Source organism: Variovorax sp. AB1(2024), from assembly GCF_037482385.2.
Classification (GTDB): domain Bacteria; phylum Pseudomonadota; class Gammaproteobacteria; order Burkholderiales; family Burkholderiaceae_C; genus Variovorax.
Window position 1 is genome coordinate 165,479 of sequence record NZ_JBBHKP020000002.1, and the last position, 21,229, is coordinate 186,707.

Here is a 21,229-nt window from a genome sequence, read left to right on the forward strand (position 1 = left end):
CCCTTCCGCAGCAACCCGAATGCCAAGCCGCACAGCGCCGCAGACACTGGCGCAGAAGCTCATCGCGCGCGCGAGCGGCCGGGCGCACGTGGCGGTGGGCGAGATCGTGACCTGCGGCGTCGACCTCGCCATGTTCCATGACTCCTCGGGTCCGCGCCGCCTGAAACCCATGCTCGAGGAACTGGGCGCACAGATCTGGGACCGCTCGCGCATCGTGCTGGTGATGGACCACTACGTGCCCGAGCGCGACGACGACTCGCGCCGCATCGTGCGCATCGCGCGCGACTGGGCGCGCGACCAGCAGCTGCCGCACGTGTACGACAGCCAGGGCATCTGCCATGTGGTGGTGCCGCAGCACGGCCACATCCGTCCCGGCATGCTGTGCGTGGGCGGCGACTCGCACTCGCCCACCGGCGGGGCATTCGGTGCCTACATGTTCGGCGTGGGCAGCACGGAGATGCTGGGCGTGGTCGTCACCGGCGAGATATGGCTGCGCGTGCCCGAGACCATCCGCATGTGGTGGGACGGCGCGCTGCCCGCCGGGGTGACCGCCAAGGACATGATGCTGCACATGATCGGGCGCTTCGGCATGAACGGTGGACGCTACCAGGCGGTGGAGTTCGCGGGGCCGGCGGTGGCCGCGCTGTCGATGCAGGAGCGCATGACGCTGTCGAACATGAGCGCCGAGCTGGGCGCGCAGGCCGGGCTGATCGCGCCAGACGAAACCACGGCCGCCTTCCTCGAAGGCGCGGGCGCACCGCGCGCCGACATGGCGCGCTGGTTCACCGACGAAGACGCGGACTTCACGCGCCACCGCTTCGACGCCGCCTTGCTGGAGCCGCACATCGCCGCGCCGCACAGCCCGGCCAACTCGCACGGCGTGAGCCGCTATGCGGGCACGCGCGTGGACGTGGCCTACATCGGCGCCTGCACCGGCGCGAAGCTCGACGACCTGCGCGCCGCGGCGCAGGTGCTGCGCGGGCACAAGGTGGCGCCCGGCATACGCCTGATCGTCGCGCCCGCCAGCATCCAGGACCAGGAGCAGGCGCGCGCCGAGGGCGTTCTGCAGGCGTTGATGGACGCGGGCGCTGAGCTGTTTCCGACCGCGTGCGGAGCCTGCTCGGGCTACGGTGACCCGATGGGCGACGACATCACCGTCATCTCGACCACGGCGCGCAACTTCAAGGGACGCATGGGCTCGCCGACCGCGCAGGTGTACCTGGGCTCACCCTACACGGTGGCCGCCGCGGCACTGCGCGGCTGCGTGACCGATCCGCGCGAGGTGCTGGCATGAGCGTCACCCGGGCCACCCATCGCGTCTGGCGCCTGGGCGCCGACATCGACACCGACCTGCTCGCGCCGGGCCATGCCATGAAGCACGGCATCGACGTGATCGCGAAGCACTGCCTGGAGGCCATCCGCCCCGACTTCGCCTCGGGCGTGGCGCCCGGCGACGTGCTGGTGGCCGGGCCCAACTTCGGCATCGGTTCCTCGCGCGAGCAGGCCGCCGCCGTGCTGGTGCAACTGGGCGTGGCGGCGGTCATCGCGCCCTCGTACAGCGGCCTCTACTTTCGCAATGCCTTCAACGTGGGGCTGCTGCTGCTGACCTGCGCCGAGGCCGAGACGCTGAGCGAGGGCGATCAGATCACCCTCGACACGGGCTCGCCGGAGATCGTCGCGCCCGGCGCACGGCGCCTGGCTTGCGAGCCGGTGCCCGGATTTCTCATGGACATGGTCCGCGCCGGCGGATTGTTGAACCAGCTGCGCCAGCGCGCTGCCCGAACCGCCTTCACGAAAGCCCCCGATGCCTGATCTCTCCTGTGCCCCGACCCTCGACCCCGTCACGCTCGCCGTGCTGCGCGGCCGCCTCGAACAGGTGGCCGACGAAATGGATGCCACGCTCTATCGAAGCGCGTTCAATCCCATCATTGCCGAGGCGCACGACGCCTGCCACGGCCTGTACGACGCCGTCACCGGCGACACCCTGGTGCAGGGCAAGTCGGGCCTGCCGGTGTTCGTGGGCGCCATGGCCTTCGCCGTGCGGGCCACGGCCAAGGCCGCCGACGCCCGCGGCGGGATGAAGGACGGCGACGTCTGGATCAGCAATGACGCCTACGACGGCGGCACGCACGCCAACGACTTCAAGCTGGTCAAGCCCTTCTTCCGCAACGGCAAGCTGTATTGCCACATGGCCTCGGCGGCCCACTGGCACGACGTCGGCGGCGCGGTACCCGGCAACTACAACCCCGCCGCCACCGAATGCTGGCAGGAGGCGGTGCAGATCCCGCCCGTGCGCATCGTGCGCAATGGCGAACTCGACGCCGATGTGCTCTCCATCCTGCAGGCCAACACGCGCCTGCCCGACAGCCTCTGGGGCGACCTGAACGGCCAGCTCGCCGCGCTGGAACTCGGCGCCAGGCGGCTGAACGGCCTGCTCGACGAGTACGGCGACGACCTGGTGATGAACGCGCTGGGCGAACTGCGCGGCCGCGCGCTGCGCCTGATGCGCTCGCACATCGCCTCGCTGCCCGACGGGCGCTACAGCTTCGAGGATGTGCTGGACAACGACGGCATCGTCAACGAGCCGCTGACCATCGCACTGGACATGACCGTGGCGGGCGACCGGCTCACACTCGATTTCTCGCGCACGTCGCCGCAATGCGCGGGGCCGGTGAACATCTCGCGCGCGACCGCGGTGGCTGCCTGCTACGTCGCGCTCAAGCACCTGTTTCCCGACGTGCCCGCGAACGCGGGCGTGCTCGACGCGGTGGACTTCGTCATTCCCGACAAGCTGGTGATCAGCTGCGAGCGCCCGCGCCCGGTCGGCGGCTACACCGAGACCATCCTGCGCATGATCGACGTGATCTTCAGCGCCGCCGCGCAGGCCGATCCCACGTGCGCCGTGGCGCAGGCCTACGGCACCATCAATGCGCTGTCGATTGCCGGGCACCGCAGCGACAAGGGCCGCGAGGGCCAGCGCTGGGTGATGTTCAGCTTCTTCGGCGGTGGCCATGGCGGCCATTCGGGCGGCGACGGCCTGGCGCACGGCAATGCGCCGATCTCCACGGCAACGATTCCGCCGCTGGAGATTCTGGAGGCGGCGTATCCCGTGCGATTCACCGAATGGTCGCTGCGCGCCGACTCCGGCGGCGATGGCCAGCATCGGGGCGGCCTGGGGGCCGTCTACGAAATCGAACTGCTCGAGAAGGATGCGGAAGTGTTCGTCTTCGGCGAGCGCGGCACTTCGCCGCCCAAGGGCATCGCGGGCGGCGGCAGCGGTGCCGTCAACGTGTTCCGCTACGAGAACGCCGGCGAATGGCATACGCCGCCCATGGTGTCGAAGATGCGTGGCATCACGCTGGCACGCGGCGAGCGCGTGCGCCTCGAAACCCCCGGCGGCGGCGGCTGGGGCTACGCCGCGGAGCGGCCCCTCGAACAGCGAGCAGCCGATGTCGCCATGGGCTATGTGACCAACGGCAGCAACGACAAGAAAGCGTCCCAATGAGTTCCCCTGGCAAATCCCTGGTCGTCGGCGTCGATGTCGGCGGCACCTTCACCGACCTCTTCGTGCTCGACGAAGCCAACGGCACCGCGCGCATCGTCAAGGTGCCTTCGACGCGTGGCGAGGAAGCGCGCGGCTTCATGAACGGCGTGGCGCGCGTGGCCGATTCGGCCGCGGCCATCGCCACCATCGTGCACGGCACCACGGTCGGCACCAATGCGCTGCTCGAGCGCAAGGTGGCGCGCACCGGCATCATCACCACGCGCGGCTTTCGCGACGTGCTCGAGATGCGCCGCCGCGACCGCCCGCAGACCTGGGGCCTGCGCGGCAGCTTCCTGCCGGTGGTGCCGCGGGACCTGCGCCGCGAGGTCGACGAGCGCGTGCTGGCCGACGGCACGCTGCACACGGCAGTCGACCTGGCGCAGGTGCGCGCCGAAGCGCGTTCGCTGCTCGAAGCCGGCTGCGAGGCGGTTTGCGTGTTCTTCATCAACACCTACGCCAACCCCGAGAACGAGCGCCTCGCGGTGGCGGCGGTGCGCGAGATCTGGCCGAACCCGCACGTCACCTCGGCCAGCGAGGTGTTGCCCGAGATCCGCGAGTTCGAGCGCTGCTCGACCGCCACGCTCAACGCGGCGCTGCAGCCGGTGGTGGGCAGCTACCTCGGGCGCCTGGAGAGCGACCTGCGTGCGCAAGGCTTCGCGGGCGAACTGCTGGTGGTGCAAAGCAACGGCGGCGTGATGTCGCGCCAGACCGCGAGCGACCTGCCGGTGCGCACCGCGCTCTCGGGCCCGGCGGCGGGCGTCATCGCCTGTGCGGCGATCGCGCGTGCGGCGGGCTTTCCGAACGCCATCACGGGCGACATGGGCGGCACGTCGTTCGACGTGTCGCTGGTGGCCAACGGAGAGGCCGCGCTGGCGGCGCAGACCGCCATCGAGTTCGGCATGGTGATCCGCTCGCCGATGATCCAGATCGAGACCATCGGCGCCGGCGGCGGCTCCATCGCGTCCGTCGACGCCAGCGGCATGCTCCAGGTCGGGCCGGAGTCGGCGGGCAGCGTGCCCGGGCCGGCATGCTACGGACGCGGCAACATGCGCCCTACGGTGACCGATGCCAACGTGCTGCTCGGGCGCATCGCCGCCGACCGGCCGCTGGGTGGCGGTTTGCTCGCGGCGCTGGATGCGCAGAAGTCGCGCGAGGCCATCGAAGTGCACGTGGCGCGCCCGCTGGGGCTCGACGTGCATGCGGCGGCCGAGGCGATCCTGACCGTGGCCAATGCACGCATGGCCGGCGCGATCCGTCTGGTCTCCATCGAGCGCGGGCACGACCCGCGCCGCTTCGCCTACATGCCCTTTGGCGGCGGCGGGGCGCTGCACGTGTGCGCGATGATGCGTGAAGTGGGCGTGGCCACCGGCATCGTGCCGCGCTATCCCGGTGTCACCTCGGCGCTGGGCTGCGTGATCGCCGACATGCGGCATGACGCGGTGCAGACCCTCAACACGCCGCTGGCCGATCTCGACGTGGCCGACCTGCGGCGCCGCATCGACGAACTGGCCGCCAGCTGCCAGCAGCGGCTGGATTCGTCGGGCGTGCGCTTCGACGAAGTGCGCGAGGTGGTGGCGCTGGACATGCTCTACGCGGGCCAGACGCACACGCTGCCGGTGACGCTGGCCGACACCGGCAAGACGCCGCTGACCGCCGCATCGGTCCGCGCCGCCTTCGAAGCCGCTTACAGCGCCGCCTTCGGCCGCGTGCTCGACGGCATCGCGATCCGCGTGATGAACCTGCGCTATGCGCGCATCGGCGTGCGGCCCAAGTTCGACCTGGCCGTGCTGGCGCCCGAAGGCGAGGGCAGCATTGCGCCGCTGGGCACGCAGCGCGTGTTCCATCAGGGCCAGTGGCACGACGCCGCGCGCTACGCCCGCCTCGAACTGCCGGTGGGTGCGCGCATCGACGGCCCCGCCATCCTGGAGCAGGCCGACACCACTGTCTGGCTGGAGCCGGGCTTCCATGCCGAGGTCGATGCGTACGGCAACCTGCTGGTGAGGCCGTCATGAGCGAAGGGCAACGCATCGTCGCGGCCAATACGGGGCTGGTCATCATCGATCTGCAGAACGACTTCCTGGACGCGAAGGGCGCTTACGCACGCGGCGGCGACACCAATCCGCCCGCCTTGCTGCTGCCCGAGCGCGTGGCAGCCGTGGCACGCGCGCTGAAGGCGGCCGGTGGACTGGTTGTCGCGAGCCAGTTCACGCTGTGGCCCGATGCGAGCGGAGAGCCGATGGTGTCGCCGCATCTCAAGGCCCTGCGCCCATACCTGAAGAAGGGCGACTTTGCCCCCGGCAGCTGGGGGCAGGCGAACGTGGATGCGTTAACCGGTCTGATCGACGTGACGGTCAGCAAGGTCGCGTACTCGGCATTCTTCAACACGCAGCTCGACTGGGTGCTGCGCCGCGCGGGCATCGACACGGTGGCCGTGTGCGGCATCGTGACCAACGGCGGTGTGGCGAGCACCGTGCGCGACGCCCACATGCGCGACTACCGCACGCTGGTGCTGGCGGACGGCTGCGCGGCCTTCGGCGAGGAGCGCCACCAGACAGCGCTGGCCGACATGCGCAATGTGGCCGAGGTCACGGCGTGCCAACCCTTCGCGGATTCGCTGGCATGACGACGGCGCCCGTGCGAACCGTCCGCCGTGCGGCGTCGCTTCCGGCCGAAGCGCATGTGTCGGTGGCCGTTGTCGGGGGCGGTGCCTGCGGTCTCACGGCGGCGTTGATGCTGGCGGACGCAGGCGTCGATTGCGTGGTGCTCGAACGCGATGCGCAGCCGGGCGGCTCGACGGCACTGTCCTCGGGCTTCATTCCCGCGCCGGGCACGCGCGTGCAACGCGCGCACGGCGTCGACGACAGCGCCGCGCGATTCGCCGCCGACATCCAGGCCAAGGCGCACGGCCGCGCCGCGCCGGTGCTGGTCGATGCGTATGCCGCCGCCATCGGCCCGGCGCTCGATGCGCTGCAGGCGCGCCACGGCTTCGACTGGACGCTGCTCGACGGCTTTCTCTACCCCGGCCACAGCGTGCACCGCATGCACACGCTGCCCCAGAAGACCGGCGCCGCGCTGATGGCAAGGCTCCAGGCGGCGGCCGAAGCCGCGGGCATTCCGGTGCTGACGCAGGCCGTGGCCGAGACGCTGGTGCTCGACGCCGACGACCGCGTGATCGGCATCGACTACCTGCGGCCCGACGGCCGGCGCGAGATGCTCGGCTGCGACGCGCTGCTGCTGGCCTGCAATGGTTTCGGAGGCAATGCGCAGATGGTGCGCGCGCTGCTGCCCGAGATGGCCGAGGCCGCATTCGGCGGCCATGTGGGCAACGACGGCAGCGCCATCCTCTGGGGCCAGGCGCTGGGCACGCGGCTGCGCGACCTGGGCGGCTACCAGGGGCACGGCTCCTGGGTCACGCCGCAGGGCGCGCTGATGTCGTGGGCCGTGATGATGGAAGGCGGGGTGCAGATCAACCGCGAGGGTCGGCGCTTTCACGACGAGACGCAGGGCTACTCGGAGGCTGCGGTGCATGTGCTGGCGCAGCCCGGCGGCGTGGCATGGAACGTGTTCGACACGCCGCTGCTTGCGCTAGCACGGGGCTTTCCGGATTTCTGCGATGCCGAAGCGGCCGGCGCGTTGCGCCGATGCGGGTCGGTGCACGAACTGGCCGCCTGCATCGGCTGCGACGACGCCGTGCTGCAGGAAACGCTCGACACGCTGCGAGGCGGTGCGCCGGCACCCGATGGACGCGTGTTCGTACGCGGTCTCGACGCCCCGTATTTCGCGGTCAAGGTGACGGGCGCGCTCTTCCACACCCAGGGTGGCCTCGACATTGCCGCCGACACGCGCGTGCTGCGCGAGGACGGTACCCCCTTGCCCAACCTGCTGGCCGCAGGCGGCGCGGCCGGTGGCGTTTCCGGCGACGCGGTGTGGGGCTACCTCTCCGGCAACGGACTGCTGAGCGCCGTGGCCGGTGGTTTCATCGCGGCGCGCACGGCCGCCGCGCTCATTCGATCCAAGGAGACGTCGGCATGACGAATCACACCCTCAAGACCCGCTTGGCGAAGCCCGACGTGGTGCTGGCCCCCGGCGTGTACGACGCGTTGAGCGCGCTGGTGGCCGAGCAGGCGGGCTTCGAGGCGCTGTACCTATCGGGCGCATCCATCGCCTACACGCGGCTCGGCCGGTCCGACATCGGCCTGACGACCTTCACCGAGGTGGCCGACACGCTTGCGCACATCACCGAGCGCGTGCGCCTGCCGGTGATCGTCGATGCCGACACCGGCTTCGGCAATGCGCTGAACACACAGCGCACCGTGCGCGGTTTCGAACGCGCGGGCGCGGCCATGATCCAGATCGAGGACCAGACCTTCCCCAAGCGCTGCGGGCACCTCGACGGCAAGGCCGTGGTGCCCGAGCGCGAGATGGTCGGAAAGCTCAAGGCCGCGCTCGACGCGCGTGCGTCGAGCGACACGCTGATCCTGGCCCGTACCGACGCGGTGGCGGTGGAGGGCCTGGACGCCGCACTGGAGCGGGCCGAAGCGTACCTCGCATGCGGTGTGGACGCGCTCTTCATCGAGGCATTGCGTTCGCCCGAGCAGATGGATGCGGCCTGCAGCCGCTTCGCGCACCGGGTGCCGCTGCTGGCCAACATGGTCGAAGGCGGCAAGACGCCGATCCAGGATGCAGACGCGCTGCAAAGGCACGGTTTTCGCATCGCCATCTTCCCTGGCGGCACCGCCCGTGCGGTGGTGCACACCCTTCAGGGCTACTACGCAAGCCTGCACCGGCACCGCACCACGCAGCCCTGGCGCTCGCAGATGCTGGATTTCGACGCACTCAACGAGGTGATCGGTACGCCGGAACTGATGCGGGTCGGGAAAAGCTACGGCGATTGATCGTCGTCGCCGGCAGAACCCGGCGGCTCGGCCGCGCGCCTCGCGCTGGCGGCAATCCGGCGCAGCAGGTCCAGAGGCGCCACGGGCTTGTAGCAGATCGGGATCCCGCGCAAGGACGTGAGCGCATAGGAGTTCAGCGACTCGCCGGTCACGATGAGGGTGGGCACATCGCCCCAGTGCGCGCGCATCAGTTCGATCGCATCGAGGGCGGTTTTCCCGTCCGGCAAACGATAGTCGCTGAGCAGGACATCCGGCGCCCGCTCGGTCAGCGGCAGTTCTCGCCGCATCTCCTCGATCGACCCCCACGCTTCGTGCAACACGCCGTGCGCATCGAATACCGCAGCGAGCGACCGCCTGACCAGCTCGTCGTCCTCGATCAGCACGACGTACTTGCCGCGGCTCGCTTCGACGCCGCCGGCCATGAAGTCGTCGAGCGCAATGCCGTCGAAGGCCGGTGCGATCACGGATGCCGGAATCTCCAGCGTGAATGTGCTTCCCACGCCCACCTCGGACTGGATGGAAAGCTGATGGCCCTCGAGCAGTTTCAGCATGGCCGAGACGATCGACAGCCCCAGGCCCACGCCCTTGTCGGCCGCCTGCGCATGCCGATTGTTCAGCTGGACGAAGGGGCGGAAGATGATGTCGCTGCGCAGGGCTTCCTCGGCTATTCCGAGGCCGTTGTCCTGAATGGCCAGGCGCGTGAGCTCGCCGTGCGCCGTCAGGAGCAGGCGCACGTGGCTGCGGCGTCCCCCTTCCGCGGACCGGTACTTGATGCCGTTGCTGACGAGATTCAAGAGAATGCGCTGGAGGAAGTGGCGGTCGCTCCTCACGAACACCGGCTTCCCCGGCGGCGCATCGAATTCGACGCAGGTACTGCTTTCGTGGGCGATGGCCTTGGTCTGCTCGACCGTGTCCCTGAGCAGCGCCACCAGGTCGAAGTCGGACAGCTCCGCCTTCACGAAGCCCGACTCCAGCCGCGAGAGATCCATGATGGCGGCCAGCTGGGCGCGCATGTTGCCGGCTGCGCGGCTCGCCATACCGGCGAGGCCAAGAGCGTCGGCCGTGCGACCCGCCTGAATCGCTTCACCGATGGGTTCGAGTGCGTTCCCGATCACCTGCAGCGGCTGGCGCAAATCGTGGATGGCATCGGCCAGGAAGCGGGATTTTCGCTGGTCCCTGCGCTCGGCATCGGTGCGCAGACGGTCCTTGATTTTCAGCAGGAGCTCGGAGCGCTCCTGCTGCACGCGCATGGAGTCGGCCAGTGTCGCGTTGGTCCGCGCAAGCTCCGCCGCGATGGCGCGCTGGCGGCGCTCTTCGAGCAGCCTGTGGGCCAACGCCGCCGAGAACAGAAGCACCGCGAGTGCCGAGCCCACCTGTGGCGCCACCTCGAAGTCGATGGAGCTCCCGAAACGTGCGGTGATTCCCAACATATCCAGCGTGTTGAGGACGGCGCCGATCAGGACGCCCGAGAACGTCACCAGGAAGACACGGACGTGGGCATGGCCGGCCCGGACCTTGCAGAGCGCGAGACCGAAGCACACCACCATGGCCACGAACTGCACCAGGAACGCCATCCGAACGGCCTGGGGAAAGGGCAGCCCGCTCGCGCCCATGGCCAGGGCGACCGCCAGCAGCACCGGCGCCCAGTGCCACCGCCGCACCGCGGTTGCGGCATTGCTGACGAATTGAATCGTGAAGGACGTGAAGAGCCCGGCCGCGAGCAGGAGAAAAACGATCCGCGACCAGTCGTTCCATGCCGTGGCCTCGGGCCAGAGGTACTGGAACGCGATGCCGTTGTAGCTGAGGACGAATCCCGCGGTCATCAGGATCCATCCGACGTAGTAGAGATAGATGCGCTCGCGCACGATTAGGAAGATGATGAGGTGGCAGAAGAAGAGCCCGCCCATCAGCCCGACATAGATGCCGTTGGCCAGCAGCGCCGTGTGTTCGGCCTTCTCGAATTCCCGCGGTTGCCAGATGCCCAGAGGAAAGCGCATCGCGCCTTCGGTCTGCACCCTCGCAAGAATCTCCACCTTGTCGCCGGGCTGCACGGACACCGGCACGACGAAGCTTCGCGCGTTGTAGGGACGCTGCGCGAAAGCCAGCCGGTCGCCCAGGCTCCACCGCGTCCAGGACGTGGCTGCGCCGGCTTTGACGTACAGGTCGAGATGATCGAGCAGGGGGTAGCCCACCTCCACCATCAGGGTGCCCGCGTCGCCGGGGCTCGCGGTGAGCGGATCGCTTCTGAACCAGTGGGGCGCTGTTGCGAAGCCATAGCTGGCCGATGACCAGGGCCGGCGTTTCCAGGCTTTTTCGGGAAGCGCGGTGACCTCGGACAACGAAAGCGGCGTGCCGTCTTCGACCAGGTAATCCACCTGCAGCACCCTGTGACCGGCATCGGCCGAGGCGACATGGCAGGCAAGCACCAACGCGCAGCAGAAGACGATTCGAAGAAGGCCCGCAATCGCGACGTGAGCGGCGTTCGCGGCCTTCGCGGCCTTCATGAACCCTCCGAGCCCGGCACGGCAATCCGTATGCGCCGGCGAGACACCTCGATCAGCAGTTCCGTGCGCCGGGCCACGCCGAAGAATCGCAGCAGTTCCGAGACATAGCTTTTTCGGACCGTCCCTTCGCTGATGCCCATGCGGTTGGCGATGGCCTTGTTGGGCAGGCCCTGGCACAGGTAATAGAGAACCTCGCGCTGCCTGGGCGCCAGCCCCAGCGATGCGGCGGTGCAGCCATAGGCGCCCGCGGCGGTCTCGCTCCTGGGAGCGCGCTCGAGGATCGATTCCGGAAGATAGATCCCGTTGTCGAGAACCGTCTGGATGGCGGCCGAGAAGACGCCACCGTCTCCGGTGGCCTTCGTGATGTAGCCAGACGCGCCCTGCGCGATGCAGGAGAGAACCAGCGCACGGTCGTCGTCGCCCGACAGCATGATGGCGTGGCAGGGCATTTCGCGTTCGCGCACGAAACGCAGGACGTCCAGGCCGGAGGCCTCCGAGCCGAGGTGGATGTCGATGAAGACGAACTGGAACGAGTTGGCCGCCAGGCGAGCAATCGCCCCCTGGTACGAGGATTCCTCGTGCACCCGGTAATGCGGCGCGGCCTTCTGCAGAAGGGAGCGCATGCCGGCGCTCACGAGCGCCTGATCTTCGACGATCAGCACGTCGGCCGTTGTTGCTGCGTCGAAGTTTCCGTTTTCCATCATCCTCGACGCCATCGCCGTTGCCCCCGGGTCACCGAACTCACCGCCAGCCTGGTCACGCTGGACACGCGTCTCGCGACGAACGACGCGAGCCCTATGCACTCTAGCAGGGGCAGCCCGAGGGATCGATGAAATCCCGCTAGGACGCCGGGCATGACATATGTCAGATGCGTTGTGGGTCACCGCTGCCGATAGACAGGAGGCAGCAATAGACATGGGCGCGGCGCCACGCACGGTACCGGCCCCGCCCCGCAACCTGGACCCAACCGCCATGACGCTTTTCAGAAATCTCAGAATCTCCACCAAGCTGGCACTTGCCTTTCTCAGCATCGTGTTGCTGATGATCGTGATGGCCGTGATTTCGATCCACCGCCTCGATCGCCTCAACGATCAGACCAACTTCATGGTGACGGCGCGCATGGCGAGCGTTCGCGATGCGGGCCAGATGAGCGAGATCGCGAACCGGGTGCGCCTGCTCGAATTCCGCCTGGCGACGATGCCGGCGGCCGAAGCCGCGGCCGTCCGGCAGTCCATCGCCGAGACCTCCAAGGCCTACGAAGACATCGACAAGGCCTATCCGGCGTCGATCGGCGATGCGACCGAGCAGGCCATCTACGACCGGGTGAAGGCCCAGTATCCGGCATGGACCGCGTCGCACGCCAAGGTGGAACGGCTGGTCCAGGAAGAGCGGCGGGCCGAAGCCGTCGAGCTGCTCAATGGCGAGGCGCGGGAGACCTTCCTGGCCTTGAAGGAGCCGCTGACTCAGCTGGTCAAGCACAACGAGGATCGCGCCAAGGCCGAGGCCGAAGAGAGCAACCAGACGTTCACCACCGGATTCTTCCTCATCGCTTCGGGCACCGGCGTTGCCATCTTGCTGGCCGTGCTGTTGTCGTGGAGCGTGGCAAGGGGCATCGTGATTCCGCTGAAGGAGGCCGTCGGCCTGGCGGAGGCCGTCGCGCGCGGTGATCTCACCCGCAGCCTGAGCGCCAGCAGCAAGGACGAGGTGGGCGACTTGCTCAGGGCGCTCGCGGCGATGCGCGACAACCTGATCAAGACCCTGACCGGCATGCGCGAGAGCAGCGATTCCGTGGCCACGGCAAGCGCCCAGATCGCCTCGGGCAACGTCGACCTTTCCAGCCGCACGGAGCAGACGGCCGGCAGCCTTCAGCAGACCGCGGCATCGATGGAAGAACTCACGACCACCGTCAAGACGGCGTCCGAAGCCGCGCAGCAGGCGAACCAGCTGGCACAGGCCGCATCGCAGGTCGCGGTGCACGGCGGGGAAGTCATCTCGGAAGTGGTGGAGACGATGCGTGACATCCACGGGAGTTCGCAGAAGATCGCCGCCATCATCGGCACGATCGACGGCATCGCTTTCCAGACCAACATCCTGGCACTGAACGCGGCCGTGGAAGCCGCCAGGGCGGGCGAACAGGGACGGGGCTTCGCCGTGGTGGCGAGCGAGGTCCGCAACCTCGCGCAACGCAGCGCGGTCGCGGCCAAGGAAATCAAGACGCTGATCGAAGCATCGGTCGACAAGGTGGGGTCGGGCACCCAACTGGTCAACGATGCGGGCGCGACGATGGGCAAGATCGTCGAGAGCATTCAACGCGTCTCCCACACCGTCAGCGAAATCAGTGCCGGAGCGGTCGAGCAGGCGGCCGGGATCGACCAGATCAACTCGGTGGTGACGCAGCTGGACCAGATGACCCAGGAGAACTCTGCGCTGGTCGAAGAATCGGCTGCCGCCGCGGAAAGCCTCAAAAGCCAGGCGGTGCGGCTGTCTTCGCTCGTCGAGTTCTTCCAGTTGGGGACGGGCTGGCGCGCGGAGCGCGCCGAGACGGAGCTGTCCTCCCGCGCGGCGCACGGCGGGGAACGGCGTGCCAAAGAAAAAAGCGCCGCGGCCCCCGCTCGGGCGCAGCGCATTTCCAACGGTGCATCAGCCGTGCCGGTGCTTGGCCATCCGAAAGGCGGCCAACGCGAGAACGACAGGGAGTGGGTCACCTTCTGAGCGGTCACTGCCGCGATCGTGGTGCGGCAAGATCAGCGGCCGAGAGAGTGACAGTGGCCGGCATCGAGGCGGTTTCCCTGAGCGGCTTTTTTCTCCCTGGCCTCTACCAGCGCCGAACCACTGTCGAAGGGCAGTGTGCTCGGGGCAGGTGAAGTCAGGGTGAAGTTTGTGCGCGGGTTGCGTGAAACGATACCAAGTGTCCTGTTGCACGCCACTCGCCCTGCAACGCAGGGCGCATGCGCGTGATCGACCGGGTGCCAGGGCGCTGCAGGAATTCCTCGGCGGCGAGACAATCACGCTGTCTTGTCCGCCAGGCGGGCGACGGCCACTACCCGAACCCCTCTGCGCATGTCATCCCCGCCCGCCGATTCGACCTCTTCGCCCGCGACTTCGTTCTCCCTGTGGCGCATCGCCGTGCCGGCCTTTGCGCCCTCGCTGTTGTTCGGATTGGGCGAGGGCGCCATCCTGCCGATCGTGCCGCTGACGGCGCGTGGCCTGGGGGCTTCCGTGCCCATGGCGGCGCTGGTGATTGCGATGATCGGCATCGGCTCGCTGCTCAACAACATTCCCGCCTCGATGATCACGATGCGCTGGGGCGAACGCTGGGCCATCGTCGCGGCGGGTGTGTGGAGCGGTCTCGGCATGCTCCTGTGCGTGCTGACGACCCATCTGGGCCTGTTCGCCACGGGATGCTTCATGGTGGGGATGTCGCAGGCGGTCTACAACCTGGCGCGCCAGAGCTACATGACCGAAGCCGTGCCTGTCGAATACCGGGCCCGGGCACTGTCGACGCTGGGCGGCGTCATGCGCATCGGCATGTTTGCCGGGCCTTTCCTGGCGGCGGCGGCGGTGCATGCATTCGGCCTGCAGGCCGCCTATGTGGTCGGCATCGTGGCGGTGATGGGGGCCGCCGCGATAGGCGCCCGCATCCCCGACCTCGCGGTGCCACCGGTCCCGCCCGGGCAGGCGGCACCCGCTTCGACCTCCGTCGTTTCCACGCTGCGGGATCACCGCCATGTGTTCCTCACGCTCGGCATCGGCGTGGTCCTCGTCAGCGCGGTGCGGGCTTCGCGCCAGGCCGTGATTCCCCTGTGGGCCGACCACCTGCTGCTGGCCCCTTCGGTGGCTTCGCTGATCTACGGTCTTGCGGGCGCTATCGACATGCTGGTGTTCTATCCGGCCGGCAAGGTGATGGACAGGAAAGGCAGGCGCTGGGTCGCCGTGCCGTCGATGCTGATCATGGGCCTGGCCATGCTGCTGATGCCCTTGACGTCCGGCGCCCTGACGCTGTTGCTCGCCTCATTGGCCATCGGTTTCGGAAACGGCATCGGGTCCGGGATGATCATGACCCTCGGCGCAGACCAGTCTCCGCGCCACGGGCGCGCACACTTCCTCGGCATCTGGCGCCTGATGTCCGACATCGGCTCCTCGTGCGGTCCGGCGCTGCTGTCCCTCCTGGCCGGCGGGCTGTCGTTGGCTGCGGGCATCGCCGTGACCGGGCTGATCGCCTTTGCCGCGGCCGGGACGCTGGCGTACTGGATTCCGCGGCACAGGAGCGCCGACGGCGTGAGGCCGGGCACGACGAGGCAGGGCGCGAAGCGGTAGTGCGCCTTATCGCGACTCGCGCCGGTGCTGGGCCAGCGACAACGCGGCCAGCTTCTTTTTCGCACTTTGCAGCAGCCCGAGCCGCTCGGCCGGCAACTGCGCCTTGGTGTCGCCCGGCGCGATGATCTCGAACGCCGAAGCGCTCGCCAGTTTGGCCGCGAGCGTGTCGTGATCGGCAAGGCCATTGAATCTGGCGACAGAGATCACGTGCACCTGCAAATGCCGATGAAGGGCTTTGGAGAGCTTCTTGCAGGCCGCCGTCATGGCGGTCTCGTCAGGCGTCACGGCGCCATGCACGATCAGCAGTTCGATGACGTTGTCGGCATCCTCTCCCAGCACGAAGGCACGCACGACCGAGTCCTTGAACTTCGAGCGCAGCATGGCGCGGACCGGCTCGGCCGCGGCGAACGACTTCAGGGCGATGCTGCGCAGTTCGCCATAGAAGACGAACGAGCGGTCCAGCTTGACGGTGTCGGGTTGCTCTGCCGCCGCCTTCTGCCTGGCGAGGATGCCGCTCTCGACGAGGTGCTCGATCGTCTGGCCGGCCTCGCCCGGCTCCTGCCTGGTTTGCCGGGCCAGCTCGTCCACCGAGAACGGTTGGTCGGGGGCCGCATACAGGACCTGCATGATCTTTTGCACGGCGGGGGACAGGAGAAAATCTGCAGCACTCACGGGTGTTTCGATTCGTTCGGCTTTGTTGGAGAGGCGTGGATTATGAAGTTGCGGGGCCGTCCCGAAGCCGCGGGCCCCAGTCCTTCGGCATGTCGATCTTGACGAGGCTCGGCCGACGTATCCATCGAGGGTCTTCCTCATTTTTCAGGAGCAACAACCATGGCCACCAATACCGTCCGTCTTCATCGCGTGCTGCGCACCTCGCCGGAGCGCCTTTACCGGGCCTTCGTGGAGCCTGGCGCGTTCGAACGCTGGCTGCCGCCGTTCGGATTCACCGGCAAGATCCACGCCATGGAGCCAGTGGTCGGGGGCGCCTGGCGCATGTCCTTCACCAACTTCGGCACCGGGCACAGCCATTCGTTCGGCGGGAAGTACCTGGAAATCGTCCCGCACAAGCGCATTGCCTACGACGCGACCTTCGACGATGCCAATCTTCCAGGCACCATGAAGACGACGGTGACGCTGACCGCGGTGTCCTGCGGCACGGAACTATCGGTCGTGCAGGAAGGCATCCCCGACGTGATTCCCGTGGAGATGTGCTACCTGGGCTGGCAAGAATCGCTCGTCGCCCTGGCGCAACTGGTGGAGCCGGACATCCCGGGCTGAGGACGCAGCCGCTCGTGTTTCACCGCTCGGCGTAAACAACGCGCGCGCCGAACCGTCTATGCAGGAAGCGGCGTTGTGCTGGCGTCGCGGCATCCATTCATGCCACCAGCGAACGACGACGTGGACCTACTCTCTTTTTTTCGCGTGCCCGCGCGGGGCCTGTGCGTGGCCGCCCTGGGAATCTCCTTTGCCGTCTTCGGTCCCGCCCCGGCGTCGGCTCGCGGCGGGGCACCAACCGACTCCATAGAGATCCGGCGCACCACCGACGGCATTCCGCATGTGCGCGCCAACAGCTGGCGCGGGCTGGGCCTCGGCTACGGGCAGGCGCAGGCCGAAGACGCGTTGTGCACGCTCGCCGAGGCTTTCGTCACTTACGGCGGGCAGCGTTCGCTGTACTTTGGCGCCGAGGGAAAGCCCCGGACGCGCTCTACGTTCGGCGAGGCCGACAATCTCGACCTGGATTTCTTCTTCCGGGCATTCGCAGGTCCCGAGGCGGTCGAGGCGCTCAAGCGTGAACAGCCGGCCGACCTCAACGAACTCATTGCCGGCTACGCGGAGGGCTACAACCGCCATCTGCGCACGCTGCAGTCACGCAAGCCCGGACGCGGCGCGCCGTCGCATGCGTGTGCCGGCGCGCCGTGGGTGCGAGCCATCGGGCCCGAGGATGTCTACCGCCGCATGATCGCCGCGGGGCTGGCCGGTGGGTACACGCGTTTCGTTTCGGAGATCGTGAATGCGAAGCCCGCGGCCGCCGCGCCGCCCGTGCCGGCGGACAAGCTCTCGCTGTCTTCGCGGCTCGACGTCCCGGTGGGCGACGCGCGCGGCATCGGCAGCAACGTGCTCGCATTCGGCCAGGCGGCGACCGGTGAACGCGGCGGCGTTCTGTTCGGCAATCCGCACTGGTACTGGGGCGGGCCCGACCGCTTCTACCAGGCGCACCTCACGTTGCCGGGCAAGCTCGACGTGGCGGGCGTGTCCTTCCTCGGCATTCCGGTCATCATGATCGGCTTCAACAACGATGTGGCCTGGAGCCACACGGTCTCCGCCGCGCGACGCTTCGGACTGTTCGACCTGACGCTGGATCCGGCCGACCCCACGCGCTACATGGTCGACGGCCGCTCCGAACCCATGCAGGCCCAGACGCTTGCCGTGGCGGTGCGCCGGTCCGACGGCTCGGTGGACCTGGTGCGCCGCACGCTCTATCGCACGCGCTTCGGCCCGGTGGTCGACCTGGGGGCGCGCAACCCGGCGCTGGCATGGGGCGCGCGCAAGGCGCTCGCGATGCGCGACATCAATGCCGACAACCTGCGCATCTTCCGCAACTTCTTCCGCTGGAACCAGGCGCGCTCGCTCGAAGAGTTCATGGCCATCCAGCGGGAAGAGACGGCCATGCCATGGGTCAATACGGCGGCCATCGGGCGCGGCGACGGTCGGGCCTGGTATGCCGACATCGGGGCGGTACCCGGCGTGCCCGACGACCTTCGCGCGGCCTGCGCGACGCCGCTGTCGAAGGCGCTTGCCGCGCTCGACCCCGCCATGCCGGTGCTCGATGGCAGCCGGTCGGCCTGCGAATGGCGGTCCGCGAAGAACGGAGTGCAGCCCGGCGCCATGGCCGCCGACCGCATGCCCAGCCTGCTGCGCGAGGACTACGTCGCCAACATGAACGACAGCTACTGGCTCACGAACCCGGCGTGGCCGTTGTCGGGGTTCGCATCGATCCTCGGAGGGGAAGGCCAGCCGCTGTCGATGCGGGGGTGGGAAGGGCATCGCATCGCGAGTGAACTCGCCAGTGCCGGCTCGAGCTCGGCCAACGCGTTGGCGGACCGCGTCATGCGCAAGGCATTGGAGGCCCGCGCATCGACCGCGGACCGGTTCAAGGCAGCGCTGCTCGGGGGCGCCTGTGCGAAGAACCAGGCGGATATACGGCGGGCATGCGACGTGCTGCGGCGCTGGTCCAATCGCGCGGATGCGCACGACCGGGGCGCGCTGCTCTGGGATGCCTTCTGGACCCGGGTCCAGGAAATTCCGGCCAATGAGCTCTATGCGCAGCCGTTCTCGGCATCGGCGCCGTTGCAGACACCGTCGGCGATTCAAGCGGCGGACCCGCGCGTGGCCTCCGCGCTGGCCGGCGCGGTGCAGGACATGGCGCGCAAGGGCTGGGCGCTGGATGCGCCGCTGGGCCAGCAGCGCTTCGCCCGCAGCGAGGGCAGGAAGCTACCCCTCTTCGGCGGCTGCGACGCGGAAGGCTATTTCACGGTCGCTTGCGCCAACGACGGCGACTACGCCACGGACGATCGCTCGCATGGCAACACCTACCTCCAGGTCGTGTACTTCGACCGGCGCGGTGTGCAGGCGCGCACGCTGCTGGCACACGGTGAATGCGAAACCGCAGTGACCGGCGGCAGTGGGCTCGGACCGGTGGCGCGCTATGCGCGCAAGGACTGGCTGCGCTTTCCGTTCCGCGAGGAAGACATCGCGCGCGATCCACAACTGCGGCGCGTGACAGTGCGTCCCTGAGTCGGCGCCGGCGCAATCGTCCGCCTGTCTCGCTTTGGGCGGTTCAAACGTCTTTAGGTTAAGAGACAGGGAGCAGCTCGGAAATCCGGGCCTTCTTCCGTCACAAGATAGTAATAGTTCTCATTTGTATTGTCTACAGTGAATACTTCAGGAGTACCCATGGACATGTCGCTGCAGCCAGCCGAACTCACGTTGGCGGAAGTCTTCGTCGCCAACCGCGCCCAGCTCCAGCGCGTCGCGCAAAAAATCGTCCGCACGGCGGACCTGGCCGACGAAGTGCTGCAGGACGCCTATCTCAAGCTGGCCGACGGCGCCTCCCTGCGCGAGGTGCGCAAGCCGCTCGGCTACTGCTGCCAGGTGGTGCGCAACGTGGCCTTCGACTACCACCGCCATCATTCCGTCGAAGCCAGCTACCGCACGTACTGCGAGGACGTGGAGCTTGTCAGCCCCCCGAGCAACGACGCGCCCGAGCGCCTGCTGGACGGGCGCCAGGCGCTGGCCGCGATCGACCGCGTGCTCGACGCGCTGCCCGCGCGCACCCGCCTGGCCTTCGAGCTCAACCGCCTGAGCGGCATGACTCAACGGGAGATCGGCGTGCGCCTCGGCTGCTCCGCCACGCTCGTGAACTTCATGATCAAGGACGCCGATGCGGCCCTCGAAAGCTGCCGGTACCTGGTGCAGGGCGGCTGACCCCGCATCGCCCATCGGCGATACGATGCGCCGATGACAAAGGACAAGGATCACGACCCGGTCTGGCAGGCCGCATGGGCCTGGGTGCGTCGCCAGCACGAGCAGCGCGGCAGCCTCGACGGCGCGACGCGCGACGAGTTCATGCAGTGGCTCGCCGCAGATCCCCTTCACCGCAAGACCCATGAGGAGGCGGCCCGCCTCTGGCTGCTCGTGGGCCTGGTGCCGCCCGCCAACGACGTCCCTCCGCCGGACCATTCACCCGACGGCATCGCCGGCCGCTAGCTGCGGCCGCTGACCTCCGCATTCCCGTTTGCGCCCGATTTCCAGCGGCCATGCCGCGGCGCAGCCGTGCCCGCGCATGCCGCTGCGGGAAATGGGTTCACACCCCCTAAACACCCGGCCTCCCGCCCCGTCATGTATCGCAAAGGGAAGGGGTGTGCACCGCCTCTTGCCTGTCGTCTCAACAACCCCAAGAGGACCGCACATGTCTACCAGCTGCTTCGACCGCGAAGACGAAACCTTCATCGTCCTGGTCAACCACGAAGAGCAATATTCGATCTGGCCGCAATGGAAGGCCGTGCCCGGCGGATGGAAGGCTGTCGACGGCGTCCAGGGCGACAAGAAGACCGTGCTCGAGTACGTCGAGAAAACCTGGACCGACATGCGTCCGAAGTCTCTGCGCGACTGGATGGCGCAGCAGGACAGCAGCAAGAGCGCATCGGCCGCCGCCTGAGCGAATGCAGGCGCCCCTTTCCCTGCTGTGCCTGCCCTGTGCGGGCGCCAGCGCCACCATGTACCTGCGCTGGCGCCGCCTGCTGCCGCGCTGGATCGAGGTCGTGCCGGTCGAGCTGCCCGGTCGTGGGCAGCGCCTGGGCGAGGATTTCGTCGAAGATTTCGATTCTTTGGTCGCGCGGCTGTGCGCCGAGCAGGACGCCGCGCTGCGCGGCAATTTCGCGCTCTTCGGCCACAGCATGGGCGCCTTGCTGGCCTGGGGCATTGCACAGCGCCTTCGCGCCAGCGGCAAGGCGCTGCCGCGGGCGCTGCTCGTGTCGGGCAGCGCCGCGCCTTCGCAGCGCGATCCGGACCGTTTCGTCGACATGGACGATGACGATGCCCTCATCGGTGATCTGCGCAAGCAGGGTGGAACGCCCGAGGAACTCTTCGCCAGCCCCGAACTGCTGCGCATGACGCTCGACACGCTGGCCGCCGACTATCGCGTGTGCCAGAGCTTCGAACACCCCGGCAACGCGCCGCTGCCCGTTGCGCTGCATGCCTTCGCCGGCCGGCAGGACGACGTCGAGCCCTGGCGCATGGAAGCCTGGCGCGGCGAGACCGCCTGCCCCGGTTTCACGCTGGACTGGTTCGAGGGCGGCCATTTCTTCATCCGGCAGCACGAGACACCGGTGCTGGCCGTACTGGCGCAGCGCCTGGCCCAGTCCGCGGCGGGAGGCGTCCATGCGCCCCGTGCCTTGGCCTGAGCCGCC

General features: G+C 68.3%; 18 protein-coding genes. 15 read left to right on the plus strand and 3 right to left on the minus strand.

The window, feature by feature from the left end:
- The first annotated feature begins 19 nt into the window (after positions 1-19).
- Genes WIX39_RS27860 through WIX39_RS27890 form a run of 7 tightly spaced genes read left to right on the plus strand, consistent with a single transcriptional unit; the run spans position 20 to position 8,439 of the window.
- Positions 20-1,294: a 3-isopropylmalate dehydratase large subunit gene (locus tag WIX39_RS27860; RefSeq protein WP_409196464.1), complete on the plus strand. Its 1,275-nt coding sequence runs from the start codon at positions 20-22 to the stop codon at positions 1,292-1,294.
- Positions 1,291-1,812 carry a 3-isopropylmalate dehydratase gene (locus WIX39_RS27865; RefSeq protein WP_409196465.1) on the plus strand — a complete coding sequence of 174 codons (522 nt, stop codon included), beginning with the start codon at positions 1,291-1,293 and terminating at the stop codon, positions 1,810-1,812. Before WIX39_RS27860 ends, WIX39_RS27865 begins: the two co-directional genes overlap by 4 nt.
- Positions 1,805-3,505, plus strand: coding sequence for a hydantoinase B/oxoprolinase family protein (locus WIX39_RS27870; protein ID WP_409196466.1), 1,701 nt, complete (start codon positions 1,805-1,807; stop codon positions 3,503-3,505). The genes WIX39_RS27865 and WIX39_RS27870 overlap by 8 nt, the downstream gene beginning before the upstream one ends.
- The gene (locus tag WIX39_RS27875) at positions 3,502-5,556 is read left to right on the plus strand and encodes a hydantoinase/oxoprolinase family protein (protein WP_409196467.1); all 2,055 of its coding nucleotides are present in this window, start codon (positions 3,502-3,504) and stop codon (positions 5,554-5,556) included. Before WIX39_RS27870 ends, WIX39_RS27875 begins: the two co-directional genes overlap by 4 nt.
- Positions 5,553-6,167 (plus strand): cysteine hydrolase family protein, encoded by a 615-nt coding sequence (locus WIX39_RS27880; protein WP_409196468.1) that lies wholly within the window; start codon positions 5,553-5,555, stop codon positions 6,165-6,167. The genes WIX39_RS27875 and WIX39_RS27880 overlap by 4 nt, the downstream gene beginning before the upstream one ends.
- Positions 6,164-7,576 (plus strand): FAD-dependent oxidoreductase, encoded by a 1,413-nt coding sequence (locus tag WIX39_RS27885; RefSeq protein WP_409196469.1) that lies wholly within the window; start codon positions 6,164-6,166, stop codon positions 7,574-7,576. Before WIX39_RS27880 ends, WIX39_RS27885 begins: the two co-directional genes overlap by 4 nt.
- Positions 7,573-8,439: an isocitrate lyase/PEP mutase family protein gene (locus WIX39_RS27890; protein WP_409196470.1), complete on the plus strand. Its 867-nt coding sequence runs from the start codon at positions 7,573-7,575 to the stop codon at positions 8,437-8,439. The genes WIX39_RS27885 and WIX39_RS27890 overlap by 4 nt, the downstream gene beginning before the upstream one ends.
- On the opposite strand, the gene WIX39_RS27895 is transcribed toward WIX39_RS27890, so the two are convergent.
- Positions 8,427-10,943 (minus strand): hybrid sensor histidine kinase/response regulator, encoded by a 2,517-nt coding sequence (locus WIX39_RS27895; protein ID WP_409196471.1) that lies wholly within the window; start codon positions 10,941-10,943, stop codon positions 8,427-8,429. The genes WIX39_RS27890 and WIX39_RS27895 overlap by 13 nt on opposite strands.
- Entirely contained in the window at positions 10,940-11,644 is a 705-nt protein-coding gene (locus WIX39_RS27900; RefSeq protein WP_409196472.1) for a response regulator, read from the minus strand. The genes WIX39_RS27895 and WIX39_RS27900 overlap by 4 nt, the downstream gene beginning before the upstream one ends.
- 271 nt (positions 11,645-11,915) lie before the next feature.
- On the opposite strand from WIX39_RS27900, the gene WIX39_RS27905 reads away from it, so the two are divergent.
- Positions 11,916-13,655: a methyl-accepting chemotaxis protein gene (locus WIX39_RS27905; protein ID WP_409196473.1), complete on the plus strand. Its 1,740-nt coding sequence runs from the start codon at positions 11,916-11,918 to the stop codon at positions 13,653-13,655.
- Between the two features lie 348 nt (positions 13,656-14,003).
- Positions 14,004-15,260: an MFS transporter gene (locus tag WIX39_RS27910; RefSeq protein WP_409196474.1), complete on the plus strand. Its 1,257-nt coding sequence runs from the start codon at positions 14,004-14,006 to the stop codon at positions 15,258-15,260.
- Between the two features lie 6 nt (positions 15,261-15,266).
- On the opposite strand, the gene WIX39_RS27915 is transcribed toward WIX39_RS27910, so the two are convergent.
- The gene (locus WIX39_RS27915) at positions 15,267-15,932 is read right to left on the minus strand and encodes a hypothetical protein (RefSeq protein WP_409196475.1); all 666 of its coding nucleotides are present in this window, start codon (positions 15,930-15,932) and stop codon (positions 15,267-15,269) included.
- Positions 15,933-16,091: 159 nt separating this feature from the next.
- On the opposite strand from WIX39_RS27915, the gene WIX39_RS27920 reads away from it, so the two are divergent.
- The 6 genes from WIX39_RS27920 (at position 16,092) to WIX39_RS27945 (ending at position 21,223) form a co-directional block, all read left to right on the plus strand.
- Positions 16,092-16,538, plus strand: coding sequence for an SRPBCC family protein (locus WIX39_RS27920; protein ID WP_409196476.1), 447 nt, complete (start codon positions 16,092-16,094; stop codon positions 16,536-16,538).
- Between the two features lie 120 nt (positions 16,539-16,658).
- The gene (locus WIX39_RS27925; RefSeq protein WP_409196477.1) at positions 16,659-19,055 is read left to right on the plus strand and encodes a penicillin acylase family protein; all 2,397 of its coding nucleotides are present in this window, start codon (positions 16,659-16,661) and stop codon (positions 19,053-19,055) included.
- Between the two features lie 165 nt (positions 19,056-19,220).
- Positions 19,221-19,745, plus strand: a complete 525-nt coding sequence (locus WIX39_RS27930; protein ID WP_409196478.1) for a sigma-70 family RNA polymerase sigma factor — start codon at positions 19,221-19,223, stop codon at positions 19,743-19,745.
- Positions 19,746-19,778: 33 nt separating this feature from the next.
- A complete protein-coding gene (locus WIX39_RS27935) occupies positions 19,779-20,027 on the plus strand; it encodes a FecR/PupR family sigma factor regulator (protein ID WP_409196479.1) in 249 nt (82 codons plus the stop codon).
- Positions 20,028-20,229: 202 nt separating this feature from the next.
- The gene (locus WIX39_RS27940; RefSeq protein ID WP_081266156.1) at positions 20,230-20,478 is read left to right on the plus strand and encodes an MbtH family protein; all 249 of its coding nucleotides are present in this window, start codon (positions 20,230-20,232) and stop codon (positions 20,476-20,478) included.
- A 4-nt stretch (positions 20,479-20,482) separates the two neighbouring features.
- Positions 20,483-21,223 carry a thioesterase II family protein gene (locus WIX39_RS27945; protein ID WP_409196480.1) on the plus strand — a complete coding sequence of 247 codons (741 nt, stop codon included), beginning with the start codon at positions 20,483-20,485 and terminating at the stop codon, positions 21,221-21,223.
- The last annotated feature ends 6 nt before the right edge of the window (positions 21,224-21,229 follow it).